13 protein-coding genes are annotated in these 13020 nt (G+C 38.3%); 9 read left to right on the top strand and 4 right to left on the bottom strand.

The features are described from left to right. Positions 1-3: 3 nt before the first annotated feature. Genes A8B79_RS00560 through chrA form a run of 3 tightly spaced genes read left to right on the top strand, consistent with a single transcriptional unit; the run spans position 4 to position 3348 of the window. Positions 4-1017, top strand: a complete 1014-nt coding sequence (locus A8B79_RS00560; protein ID WP_066216868.1) for a carbon-nitrogen hydrolase family protein — start codon at positions 4-6, stop codon at positions 1015-1017. Beyond that, complete coding sequence (locus A8B79_RS00555) at positions 1007-2164, top strand: lycopene cyclase family protein (protein WP_066216595.1); 1158 nt, start codon at positions 1007-1009, stop codon at positions 2162-2164. The genes A8B79_RS00560 and A8B79_RS00555 overlap by 11 nt, the downstream gene beginning before the upstream one ends. A 50-nt stretch (positions 2165-2214) precedes the next feature. After that, positions 2215-3348 (top strand): chromate efflux transporter, encoded by a 1134-nt coding sequence (gene chrA / locus A8B79_RS00550; protein ID WP_066216592.1) that lies wholly within the window; start codon positions 2215-2217, stop codon positions 3346-3348. Positions 3349-3799: 451 nt separating this feature from the next. Here chrA and A8B79_RS00545 read toward each other — a convergent pair whose 3' ends face one another. Then, positions 3800-4978, bottom strand: coding sequence for a porin (locus A8B79_RS00545; protein WP_066216588.1), 1179 nt, complete (start codon positions 4976-4978; stop codon positions 3800-3802). Positions 4979-5143: 165 nt separating this feature from the next. Between A8B79_RS00545 and A8B79_RS00540 the strand changes: the two genes are divergently transcribed. The 3 genes from A8B79_RS00540 (at position 5144) to A8B79_RS00530 (ending at position 7974) form a co-directional block, all read left to right on the top strand. After that, on the top strand, positions 5144-6853 hold the full coding sequence (locus A8B79_RS00540) for a Na/Pi cotransporter family protein (protein ID WP_066216586.1): 1710 nt from the start codon (positions 5144-5146) through the stop codon (positions 6851-6853). 282 nt (positions 6854-7135) lie between these two features. After that, positions 7136-7543, top strand: coding sequence for a hypothetical protein (locus A8B79_RS00535; protein WP_153038306.1), 408 nt, complete (start codon positions 7136-7138; stop codon positions 7541-7543). Between the two features lie 41 nt (positions 7544-7584). Next, positions 7585-7974, top strand: coding sequence for a hypothetical protein (locus A8B79_RS00530; RefSeq protein WP_066216580.1), 390 nt, complete (start codon positions 7585-7587; stop codon positions 7972-7974). Here the strand turns inward: A8B79_RS00530 and A8B79_RS00525 are convergent. The 3 genes from A8B79_RS00525 to A8B79_RS00515 all read right to left on the bottom strand — a co-directional run bounded on the left by A8B79_RS00525 (position 7967) and on the right by A8B79_RS00515 (position 11163). Next, positions 7967-8668 (bottom strand): RsmE family RNA methyltransferase, encoded by a 702-nt coding sequence (locus tag A8B79_RS00525; RefSeq protein ID WP_066216577.1) that lies wholly within the window; start codon positions 8666-8668, stop codon positions 7967-7969. The genes A8B79_RS00530 and A8B79_RS00525 overlap by 8 nt on opposite strands. 1074 nt (positions 8669-9742) lie before the next feature. Continuing rightward, positions 9743-9961, bottom strand: coding sequence for a hypothetical protein (locus A8B79_RS00520; protein WP_066216574.1), 219 nt, complete (start codon positions 9959-9961; stop codon positions 9743-9745). Next, positions 9958-11163, bottom strand: a complete 1206-nt coding sequence (locus tag A8B79_RS00515) for a 2'-deoxycytidine 5'-triphosphate deaminase (RefSeq protein ID WP_066216571.1) — start codon at positions 11161-11163, stop codon at positions 9958-9960. Before A8B79_RS00515 ends, A8B79_RS00520 begins: the two co-directional genes overlap by 4 nt. A gap of 273 nt (positions 11164-11436) precedes the next feature. Here A8B79_RS00515 and A8B79_RS15985 point away from each other — a divergent pair, with 273 nt between their 5' ends. From A8B79_RS15985 to A8B79_RS00500, 3 genes are all read left to right on the top strand, one after another. Next, the gene (locus tag A8B79_RS15985; RefSeq protein ID WP_153038305.1) at positions 11437-11892 is read left to right on the top strand and encodes a hypothetical protein; all 456 of its coding nucleotides are present in this window, start codon (positions 11437-11439) and stop codon (positions 11890-11892) included. Between the two features lie 172 nt (positions 11893-12064). Next, entirely contained in the window at positions 12065-12460 is a 396-nt protein-coding gene (locus A8B79_RS00505) for a toxin-antitoxin system YwqK family antitoxin (RefSeq protein ID WP_066216568.1), read from the top strand. A 65-nt stretch (positions 12461-12525) separates the two neighbouring features. Continuing rightward, the gene (locus tag A8B79_RS00500) at positions 12526-12960 is read left to right on the top strand and encodes a cupin domain-containing protein (protein WP_066216565.1); all 435 of its coding nucleotides are present in this window, start codon (positions 12526-12528) and stop codon (positions 12958-12960) included. The last annotated feature ends 60 nt before the right edge of the window (positions 12961-13020 follow it).

The raw sequence follows: 13020 nt of genomic DNA, 5'->3' as shown, positions 1-13020 counted from the left end.
TTGATGTCCTTCTATAATGTTTATTTATTCACCGTGGATAATCCGTATAAAATTGCCGTTGTTCAACACCCTCCTGTATATTTAAATCTCAGTAAAAGTGTTGAGCTGGCTACTCAGTATATTTTTGAAGCTGCTTCTAAAGACGTTCATATGATCGTATTTCCTGAAACATGGCTTCCTGGTTATCCTGTTTGGTTAGATTATGCACCCGAAGCGGGAATCTGGGATCATCCTTCAGCCAAAGCCCTGTTCCGATTGTTGTTCGAAAATTCCATCGAAATTAAGGATGAATATTTTAAAGTTCTTTCTGATTCTGCTGTAAAAAATAATTGTTTGTTGGTGATGGGAGCAAATGAGCGGGTTGGAAGAACGTTATACAATACCATTTTTTATTTTAAACCAGATGGAACCTTTGATCTTCATCGAAAATTAATGCCAACGTACACAGAGCGCTTAGTTTGGGGAATGGGTGATGGAAGCACACTTCCCACTATTGATCATCATGAAGCAAAGATCACCGGGCTTATTTGCTGGGAACACTGGATGCCGCTAGCCAGAGCTGCTGTTCATCAAAGCGGAGAAGATATTCATATTGCACAATGGCCGATGGTAAAAGATCTGCATCAAATCGCAAGCAGACAGTATGCATTTGAAGGCCAATGTTATGTGATCGCTGCCGGATGTACACTCACCAAGCAGCAAATGTTAGATGGAATAATTTCGGTTTCTGATAAAGAAAATGCAGCTTTGGAGATGATACGATCTATTCCTGAAGATGATGATACTTTATTATTACGTGGAGGAAGTTCTGTTATCAAACCCAATTCAGAATATTTAGTCGAACCTGTTCAAAATGAAAACACGATCATTTATGCTGATCTGGATCTTTCTATTCTAAGTGAGGGAAATCTGTTTATCGATACCAATGGACACTACTCCAGACCGGATGTCTTCCAACTTCATGTAAATACCAAAGACCAACAAAATGTAAAGTTCGGGGACGATTTTGAAAGTTGACGCTAAATATGATCTTATAATCGCCGGTGGGGGGATGTCAGGTTTGAGTCTCGCTTGGTATTTAGCAAAAGGTGGCTATAAAGGAAAAGTTTTGGTCGTTGATTCCACCTTCGCTCCAATCAATGAAAAGACCTGGTGTTTCTGGACAAAAGATATTCCTCCTTTTAAAGAAATCATCTACAGAACATGGAATAAAGCTTTCTTTTCTGCTCTGGATATGAATGCCTTCCTGTACCTGAAAGATTACTCCTATCATGCAATAAGAAGTAATGATTTTAAAGAGTTGGTGCTTACCGAACTTAGAAATCGATCTAATTTTACTTTGCTCGAAGAAAATATTTTAAGTGTTTCTTCAAATTCAAGTAAAGCGGTATTGCTTACAAAAAACGGTGATACTTATATTGCCGATCATATTTTTCAAAGCGTGTTCAGGCCTAACTGGCAGAAGCCCAAATATCCATTGATTCAACACTTTTTGGGCTTTGAAATTGATACAGAACATTCAGTTTTTGACCCTGCTACTTTCACTCTCATGGATTTTGATCCTGCTTTTAAAGAAGGCGTTGCTTTCATGTATGTGCTACCATTCAGCCATAACAAGGCTCTTTTGGAATTTACCGTTTTTTCGAATTCCACTTTGGACAAAGAAGTGTATGAAGAAAAAATTCAGAATTACATGGACAAAAAATATGGTCTCCATGTATCAGAATACGAAGTAAAAAGAACGGAATATGGTGAAATTCCAATGCAGGATCTGGACTACCAACCTACATATGAGAACAACATCATCAATCTGGGGACCATGGGAGGTCTAACTAAACCAAGTACCGGCTATACATTTCTGAGAACTCAGGAATACACCAAACAACTCGCTGATTCTATAATTACAGGTGGAAATCCTCTGCTTCCTCCTCAATCTAAGTTTCGATATCGATACTACGATCTTCTTTTACTTCACATTTTAACCAATTCCACGGAAGACAGCATGGCTATTTTCCGTGATCTTTTCAAAAAAAACAGATTTGATGCCGTGCTCAGCTTTCTCTCTGAAGACTCTAACTTTGTTCAGGATCTGAAAATCATGAGCAGCGTTCCGTATATGCCCTTCTTTAAAGCCATCGGTAATAATTTGTTTAAACTCAATTGAACGAAATAAGTTTTATTTTCGATTACAAGCAGTAAAAATTAAACTAACTTATGACGCAGGAAAAAGGAACTCTCTCTGAAATAGCAAAACTCTTCTTCAAACTAGGCTGCATTGCATTTGGTGGTCCCGCAGCACATATCGCGATGATGGAAAAAGAAGTCATCGAAAAGAGAAAGTGGATGTCACAACAGCATTTTCTTGATCTTATCGGTGCCACCAATCTCATTCCAGGGCCTAATTCTACTGAAATGACAATGCACTGCGGTCATGAACGTGGTGGCGTTCCCGGTTTATTTGTTGCAGGAATAAGTTTCATATTCCCTGCTGTAGTAATTACAGGAATACTTGGATTTCTGTATGTGGAATATGGTCAGCTTCCTGAAGTTGAGCCGTTCATTTTTGGAATTAAACCTGCCGTACTAGCCATCATCGCAGCAGCTGTTGTAAAGCTTGGAAAAAAAGCTCTTAAGGGATGGGAGCTGGGAGTTTTAGGAGCAATTGTTTTAATTGCCAGTTTATTAGGTGTGAATGAGATCATTGCCTTGTTGACCGCCGGAGTAGTTGGAACTTTATATTTCACTACAAAATCGAAATTTGATGCTTCTCCAAAATCCATACTTCCCTTTCTTTTTCTTCAGGCAGGATCTGCAACAGTATCAAAGATCACAGCTGTAAATGTGTTCTGGAGTTTCTTAAAAGTCGGATCCATTCTTTATGGAAGTGGTTATGTTCTGTTTGCTTATTTGGATGCTGAACTGGTTATGAGCGGATGGTTGACCCGTCCTGAATTAATTGACGCGATAGCTGTTGGACAATTTACTCCCGGACCGGTTCTTTCCACAGCTACCTTTATCGGATATCAACTGGCCGGTTGGCAGGGAGCGATAGCAGCTTCCGTTGGGATTTTTCTACCTTCCTTTCTTTTTGTCTGGATATTAAATCCACTCATCCCAAAAATGAGAAATTCCAAAACTCTTGGTTTCTTTCTCGATTCAGTAAATGTGGCAGCTGTTGCCGTAATGGTTGCAGTATTGTTTGTAATGGGACAAGATACACTTACCGACTGGCGAGCAATAGTGATTGGTTTACTCGGAGCTTTCTTTACTTTTGGTCCTAAAAAGCTAAATGCTATGTGGATCGTAGCCGGCGGGGCTTTGCTTGGTTACTTGTTGAAGCTTGTTTAGTACTATCTAATGCATTTAATAATACTTTGACGTCATCTCGCGGCGTATGCCCGAGATCTGGGTTTATTTAAAGATTCAACCTTTAATCCCGATTCAGATTCTTGTCTTAGCCCTTGGTATTAAGTCAAGCCTGATTACAGGATTCAATTCCTTGGCTCTGTGTACTTTTGTACCGACAAAAGTACACATATCAAGTAAATTTATTCGCAATACTTAAGTAAAGACCTCCTCTGTCTCCTCCTGCAACAGGAGGAGGACTCGTTGATAAAAATTAGAATCAACTCGGGAATTCCCCTCCTTATCCAAGGAGGGGCGAACTACTCTGAACCAAAGAATTTGTTTATGAATTGGGGAGGTCCGTTTCTAATACAGAGCAAAGGGACAGGCAACATATCAAATCATCAAACCGAAGTGTTTAAAAAGGAGTATCAGCCCTGAAACATCCAATATTTTAAAAAGCGATCTCCATATGAACCTGGAACCTCATTAGGTCATCTCTGGAAACATAATCCAGTAAACCTGCACTTGCCTGAAGTTTAAGATTATGTCCTGATAAATATTTAGAAACCGCGAAGGTATATTCTGAATGTTCCGTCAATGAAGAAAAATTTCCGCTTTTAGAAAGTGTTGCGTATCGACCCGAAATACCGAAATCTTTACCAAAAACATAACCTAATGAGCCCATATACGCTGTTCCGGTTCCAAACCCATTGTCGTTATCAGCTTCACGATTTGCAAATTCTCCGTGTACAGATATCCCCTGATATTTCAACATAGCATCTGCTAGAAATGTGTGCAGATCATTTTTCACTAAGTCTCCACCACTGGTGTAAACAAACCCTCCGGTATGCCCTCTGCTTCTTACTGCCCCGTCATTAAAGTCGTAAGCTAAACCAACCGACAATTTTAATTCCTTTTCTTTTGCAAGGTCGGGACCGGTGTAATCTCCTTTATCTGAAAAATTTCCAAATGGCAAAAACTCAACTCGTCCGGTATAACTGTATCCACCTGGGTTTTTTGTAGTGATGTCTCTGCCCTCTCCGATTGAAATGGCTCCCATCTTTCTAACCACCATCTCACCCAGCATTGAAGTATTCCTGATTTGAACTCCAACATCTCTGTCTAGATTAAAGCTCGAATTCAATAAACTTCTGTCCACAAACTGAACTTTTTGTGAAGAGATCAAACGCTCTCTGTTTCCCGGAAGAACGGTTTGCCCAAACCATATCTCAAAATCTGAAACAGGATTATATTTGATAACACCATCCAACACAATATTTGAAGTACCGCTGTTCTGAATTATCCCACCTGAGCTTGAATTTCTTGTGTCTCTGTTGCTAAACCCCAGCTGCACCTTGTATGTAAATTTTTCGGAGTAAATATGTCCATCCAGTTTTAGCCGGGCTCGGCGTACTAACGCCTCATCAAAATATACATCATCTTCCAGATTCCAATCTCCCAAATATAAACTTTGGAATCTCATCCCTAATTTCACGCTGTAAGAATTATCTTCAGGTTCAAAAACTATCCCCTTCCCAAGAGTTTTAACCTCTACATTTTGTGCTTTACTATTTTGAGGAATTGCTATTGCAGCAAGCAATAAGAACAGGAACTTAGAAAAAAAATTCATCTGAGTATTAAAGTGATTGTAAAAATATTCCACCGAAGGTAGCCATTAAACATGTACAGTTAAAATAACGTTACTATAAATTAATACACAGTTAACATTGAGGTAACATAAAACCTCGGTTATAATGATTAACTTGATGCTCAATTTTAACCATATTAAATAACTATGGAATTTGGTTTTCTAGGGTTTCTGAATCTGATGGGTTCTCTTGGCTTTTTCATTTATGGAATGAAAGTGATGAGCGAAGGAATTCAAAAAGTTGCCGGTACAAAAATGCGGCAAATTCTTCGTTCAATGACATCCAACAGATTTAAAGGTGTTCTAACCGGTTTTGCATTAACCGCCTTAGTTCAATCCTCTTCTGCAACAACAGTATTGGTAGTTAGTTTTGTTAATGCCGGATTGCTTGCGTTGGTAGAATCTATTGGTGTGATAATGGGAGCTAACATTGGGACAACTATTACGGCATGGTTGATCTCCATCATTGGTTTTAAAGTTAAGATTTCTGCCTATGCATTACCGATCATTGCAATTGGATTCCCTCTTCTCTTTATGAGCAAAAGTAAAACCAAATCCTGGGCAGAAGTATTAATTGGTTTTGCTCTTTTATTTATCGGGCTTTCTTACCTGAAAGAATCCGTACCTGATCTTAAAGCAAATCCTGAGATCCTCGAATTTCTTGCCCAGTATACCGATCTCGGATTTTTATCAACTTTATTATTTGTAGGAATAGGAACCATTCTAACTGTTACTGTACAATCTTCAAGTGCGGCAATGGCTTTAACATTGGTAATGGCTAATAACGGCTGGATTCCATTTGATCTTGCAGCAGCTATGGTACTTGGTGAAAACATCGGTACAACGATTACTGCTAACCTTGCAGCCTTAGTGGCAAACATACATGCAAAAAGAGCAGCGGCAGCACACTTCATATTCAACATTTTCGGAGTAATTTGGGTCATCTTACTGATGCCATTCATGTTAGATTTTATTGATGCTTATATGACATCGAACTATGATGCATCGCCTTTTAATGATCCTGAATCAATACCGATTGCTCTTTCTATTTTCCATACTGTATTTAATATTTTGAACACCTTGTTTCTAATTGGCTTTGTAGGCTTCATTGCTAAAACTGTTATTAAAATGATTCCATCCAAAGGTGAGGATGATGAGGAATTCCATTTGGAATATATCGGTACCGGCATGATGCAAACGGCAGAGCTTTCTTTAGAAGAAGCTACAAAAGAGACTGCGAAGTTTGGTGAGATCACAGCGAGAATGTCAGAGTTTTTACGTGAGCTTGTTGAAACAGACAAACCGAAGCGTCAAAAGAAGTTGCTTAAAAAGATCAAAAAGTATGAAGAGATTACCGATCGAATAGATGATGAATTGGCAACCTATCTAATGAAAGTTTCTGAAGGTTCACTTAGTGATGAATCTACCAGAAAAGTATCTCACCTATTGAATATCTCCAATAACTTGGAAACCATTGGCGATATCTTTTTCCAGATGTCCAGAGATCTTGAGAAGTTCTTTGAAGGTGATATTATCTTTAACAGTGAACAAAAAGGCGGAGTGCTTAGTATTCTGGATGAGATCGATAAGGCTTTTGAGATAATGGTAGCCAACCTCAATAAAGAATATGATAAAGTTGTTATAGAACCTGCTTATGAACAAGAGAACAGGATCAACAAGCAAAAGAAAGCTCTTCAGAAGAAGCATACTAAGAGAATCGAAACTAAGATGTATAACATCAACAGCGATTCAGTATATAAAGATCTGTTCTTTGCCTGCGAAAAAATTGGTGACCACATCATCAACGTAAGTGAAGCGGTTACTGGACAAAAAGACAAAGATCCTGAAGATAAGTAAGAAGTTTAGAAGTAATTCCAAGCCCTGTTTCTATTGAGACAGGGCTTTTTTTATTTCCAATTTCAATATTAGTACAAAATAAATTTTATCAGAACTAGTTCTGATATTTTAAACAAATAAAGCTTAAGTTTTAAGGATGCAAAATAAGTCGTCTTTTGGCTTATATCTTCTAATGTAACAGCTATAAAAACCCAGATGATGTTTCAAAGACTTGTAAGATTTCTACCTTTAATTTTATTGTTATTTATTTTCCCTTCCTGTTTTCCGGAGACAGATGAGTGTTTGGTTTTCGAAAATAACGTTGAAGTTTCATTTCTCGAGCTGCTCGATGATGATGAAAATAATTTAATCCAGAATCAAACTTACAATGCTCAGCAAATAAACCTATTGCTTGATGGTCGGTCTGTTGGATCTGTTTTTTCAGAAGATCCGGTTTATAAATATTTAGTAGCTCTTTTTGAAGAAGGAGTAGATACTGTGGATAGCCCCAGATACGAACTTGTTTTGAATGACTCCCAAAGTGTTTTTCTGGATATGAGATTTTCAACAGTAGTCACTGACTGTGACACCAAATTACATGCTATTGAATCTGCCAGGGTAAAGGGAGAAGATCAATTTTTAGATGTGATAAACGGATATCAGATTGTAGGTGTGACAGTAAATGATAGTACTATTACGAAAACGAAATAACCCGAAAATCCTATTTCATTCGAAGTACTTGTCTTGAACCAATGACCGATCCAACTTTTCTAACCCAATTTAGGAATCTCTCATTACATCCTGAGCTTTTTACTCATAAAGCACATATCAGATTAGCATGGCTTCAAATTAATTTAAATGGATTAGAAGCTGCTATTAAGAATTGTTGTATGCAAATATCAGCATTTGCTTCTTTTCATGGAGATGATCAAAAATTCAACGAGACTATTACCACTGCTTCTGTTTATGCTGTAAACCATTTTATGAAAGATGAGAGTAGCTTCGAGGAATTCATCGAAAAAAATCCACAACTACTTTCTGATCTGAAAACTTTGATCAATTCTCATTACAGTTATGACATTTTCGCTGCTGAAAATACCCGGGAATTATTCATCGAGCCGGATGTTCAGCCTTTCATTTAGAAAAAAGGAATTGAGAAAGAAAAGCCACTACCGCTGTTTCTGCTCTTAAGCGATTTTTTCCCAGATTAACGAACTGAGCTCCTTTACTTTTAGCAAGATCAGCTTCTCTTTTTGAAAATCCACCTTCGGGACCAACCAATAGTAAATTCCCGGAATCAGTTAGCTGATTTGGACGATCAGATTCTTCCTCTCCTAAATAAGCCATCAGGATAGAGTGTTCTTTGTATTGTTCTACCACTTCGTCCAACGATCTTTTGATCACTAATTTAGGAAGATAGAATCTGCCGCTTTGTTTGAATGCGCTTACGATCTGTGTATGTAGTCTCTCTTCGTTCAATCTGGATCTTTCCGAATGATCCGCATCGAACACACAAATTTCCCAAGCATCCAGTTCAACTGCTTTTTCAATGGCGAATTCCAATCGATCTCTCTTTTTGATCGCCCCGAATGCCATGACTTTTTTCGTAGTTGGCTCCTCTTGAGAAATAGTTTCCAGAACTTTGAGCCGAACAGACTTTTTCGATATCTCTATAATCTCACATTTTGATCGATTACCAATCCCATCTACCACAAAAACCTGATCTCCAATCCTATTTCGCAACACTTTCGAAATATGAATGGCTTCCTGATCTGTTATCTCAACTTCGCTTCGATCGTCATTCCAGTTTTCCGGTGGAGCGTAAAAGAAATTCATGCGTTTCTACCTGTGCTACTACATTTGATTTTACTATTCACATTTGCGAGCAAAAAAGGATACTGAATATATAAACAACATAATAGTAGCGAAGTAATCTGCGGGAATAAATGAGATTGCTTTATGGGTCATCCTTGTAGATGTTAGATAATTCACTTAAAAAAATTGTCTTGTTTATAATTTTGACGATTTCAAAAAAAGCCACCAACTACACCGACCTTTAGAATTATTAGCGAGCCTAGAACGTAATGGAATCGACGGCTCCGCAGGAGCAATCATTACATTCTGGCTGATTTGTGAATGTGTTCAGTTAGAACGAAGACCTTTTGTAATGATTAGTCGATGTAATGAAGTTCGCGCCAATAATTCTTGTCGGGAGCTTTTGGTACTGGAGCCTGTGCTGAGGAAGCTCAGTATCGGTACAAAAGTACACATAGCAAGTAAATGTACTCACAATACTTAAGTAAAGACCTCCTCTGTCTCCTCCTACAACAGGAGGAGGACTCGTTGATAAGAATTAGAATCAACTCGGGAATTCCCCTCCTTATCCAAGGAGGGGCGAACTACTCAGAACCAAAGAATCTGTTTCGTAGCCGGGGAGGTCCGTTTCCAACGCATAGCATCGAGACCAGATAAAAAGGCTTAACTTAGCTCAAGGCTACCTACTTTTGTCTTGATACAAAAGTAGCAAAAGATCAAGCCGAAGTATTTAAGACGGGTTCACTGATCCTGCGCTGAATAATCCTAAAGGTCTTCATTCATTCTGAGACAATTTGTGCACTCTTCACCTGAAAGGATTATTCCTACTTCGCAGACGCATCCGGATCATGCTCTCTTATCCGTCTTAAATACTAAGGGCGAATTTTTCTTGATTTATCACGCTAAACTGTTAATGAATTGGCATAGCTCATGGAAATGGAATCTTGTAAGGCAATACAATCCGAAATTAGAAGATTGGTACGAGACGTTAAGACATTAATCGGTGAATCGAAAAATCAAGCCGTTCCATAAGATCCTGAAACAAGTTCAGGATGACCCTGTCTGTAGAGGCAAATATATCCAAGCACTTAAAATCTATTTCTTCCTCTTATAATAAGCGCCGGGTTCAAAAGCGGTCTCTCCCGTTTCCAGAACCATCTCCACATAGGGAGCACAAATTCGGCAACCATTGCTACAATAATTATCGATCTGAAGATCTTCTATATCTGTATAACCTTTCTCTTTGGCGTATTCTTTGATCTCTTCAAAAGTATGCTCATGACAAATACATCGATTTACTAAGAAATCACTCATAATTGTTTAAAATGCTTACCAAGTTTTAAGCCTTGTCCTTGGTAATTACTGTCAATTTCTTCGCCATAAATGAACTCAGGTAGTTCAGTATTCGGTTCAAACTGCATACTGAATAAGGTCTGACCGTCTTCGATCATGAATGGTACATCATGAGAGCGAACTTCCAAAACGGCTCTGGCTCCTTTGTCGTCCACAGAACCGCCAAATCCGGAATCAAAAAATCCTGCGTAATGTGTTCTGAGTTCTCCTGAACCTGTATCATAAGCCATCATTTCACAAGCCAACTTAGCAGGAACTCGAATACGTTCTTTGGATGCAAAAATATAGAAAGCTTCCGGCTCCAGAATAAAAGTCGATTCAGAAGTAGCATAGATCGGCTCCCAGAATTCATCTACATCATAATGACCGATATTTTCCAGATCGATATAATTGTTATGCTTCTTGGCTTTATAACCAATGATCTCGCCTTTTTTGCCTTTCAGTTGCACACTCATGAACAATCCTTTGTTCACTTTGATCTGCTGCATACTTACCGGCTTGATGTTTTCATCAAACAACAATGGATCTGAAGCATGAATTCTCAATAGATCCTGATCGGGTACCACTTCGAAACCATGACGAACTCTTAACTGATTTAAACGCTGACCTGTTCTCACTTTTATGGAAAACGATTTCGGTACTACTTCCAGATATAATTGTCCCTGATAGCCGGGAGTAATTTCTTCGAAACGGTGCGAGTAGTCAGTGATAACACGAGTAAATACATCCAGTCTTCCGGTAGAACTTTTCGGATTCGCTTTCGCCGATAAATTTTCCGGTGAGAACAGTTTTACTTCTTCGGAATTATCAGAAACTCCATTTTGAGTGGAGTAATGAGATTTCGGGAGATTCAATCGTTCCAGCAACGGTATGATGTACACGCAATTCTCTTCCAGCACCGCTCCGTCTTTGATAGAAAATGAATATTGCTCCAGTTTCTCGATCTTTTGTTCTACCGTTTCATTTTCAGGCAGGAAGCTGCATCTAACCCGGTATGCTACTTCGCCCAGACGAAGATCTAAAGAGTTAGGCTGAAACTGATTATCGTTGATCGGGTAATCCGGATGTGAATCAAGAATTTCGAGATCACGAAGGATCTTTAACTTTTGAACCGGTAGAATTCCTTTGGTATGTAAGTGTACTTCTTTGGAGCTGTTTGACATTGCCTGTGCTGTTACAATTTCCTGTAAGATAATAAGGCTGATACTTTAGGCAAACTGGAATTATATGTTTAAGTCTTCGATATCGGATTTTCACTAATTAACTAAAATTGTTTAAACTGATCAGAATAAAACTTAAACATGAAATAGGGATAAAGTGAATAGAGTTCACTTTACTCTGTTGTTGCACGTCATAATACAAACGACTGTAACAAAGACAAATGGGAATGCTGAAAACCGATTAGAGTAAGCACTTAAAACTAAAACTGACCAAATATGAAATCAACTTCAAAATTTATAATTACTGTGATTTGCTTTACAGTATTTTCAACTATTTCAGTTCTCGGACAAATAAATGAAGAACAAAAACTTTTATACAAAACAGGAAATCCAGCGGATTGGCCTAAAGAACAAGATGCTGTAGTTTCTGCACCGAAAAATCATAAAATTTTGTTGGAAAATGACAAAGTAAGAGTTCTGGAAGTAACAATTGCGCCAAATGAATTAGAAGCTGTTCATCATCATCAATGGCCGAGTGTACTTTATATTATGGAAGCTGGAGATTTTATTGACCGTGATGGAGAAGGAAATGTAATTATGGATTCTCGCAAAATACCAGAACCACTTACTTTCCCTTTGACAATGTATAAAAAACCAGAAGCACCTCATTCTGTAGAAAATTTGAGTGACACTATAACAATTCGACTGATTAGAGTGGAAATGAAACAATAAAAACGAACGCATAACATTGGCTATAAGTAATTGCTTGTTCTCGCCTACTTCTGAAAATCCTCGCGAATTTTCAGTTTGGTGTGTACTTGCAAAGTTGAGTGCTAAACCACGTAACTACCCATAGCCGAGACCGTTAGGCAGGCTCAACTAACCAAACCAGGAACAAAATTCAATGAAAGACATCCCTGGAATAGATGAAAACGGAAATCCTAAGAATGGCCCTTTTCAGACTTACTTTAAGAACGGGAGTATTTCTTGTAAGGGTGAATTCAACAACGGCAAGAAATCCGGACAGTGGACATACTTTCTAAATAATGGACAAATGCAGTCAACCGGCAGCTATAAAGACGGAAAGATTGCTGGTCAATGGAAATGGTTCTTCAAAAATGGCGAACCGCGAGCTACGGGCGGCTTCGACGATGAAGAACAGAAACACGGTGAATGGAAACGATACCATGCTAATGGACAACTCTGGGATGAAGGTCGCTTTGAGCACGGTAAAAAGAAGGGGACTTGGAAAGTATACAATGAAGCGGGCGAGCTCCTAAAAACGCAAACTTTCAAGTAGTGGTAATTTATAAACGAATCAACGCCAAATACGCTAAAAATTTTACTCAATTAAAGTAGACTAACATGGAGTCAAAGCACTATATACCAAGCGGTCAAGGAGAAAATTACGATTATTCTCAGGATCACTGTTTTATCAAAGTTTCTTCTAAAGACACTAATGGAGAATTGTGCCTTATTGAAGACACTCTTAAACCCGGATTCCACTTAAAAAGACACCATCACAAGGTCATGACAGAAGTGTTTTACATGCTTGAAGGTGAAATGGAATTGATTTTCGATGATGAAACAATTCTGCTGAAACCCGGCGATACCATCACCGTTGATCCTAATGTATGGCACGAGGCTAAATGCAACGAGGGCGGTAAAATGCTTACCATATTCAAAAATGGTCAGTTTGATGTTTTCCTCGAACAGCTTTCTACAATGACCCAGGATGATTTTTCTAACGAGGAATTAATGAAATCGTTTTCAGCCAAATTCGATATTTACGAAGAGTAAAATTGGATCAAATATAATTGATACCTAATCAGTAATTTTATTAAACCAAACGAAAAAGTA

The organism is Balneola sp. EhC07, assembly GCF_001650905.1.
Taxonomy (GTDB): domain Bacteria; phylum Bacteroidota; class Rhodothermia; order Balneolales; family Balneolaceae; genus Balneola.
The sequence above is the reverse complement of the archived record's forward strand: the minus strand, read 5'-3'. Positions and strand labels throughout refer to the sequence as shown.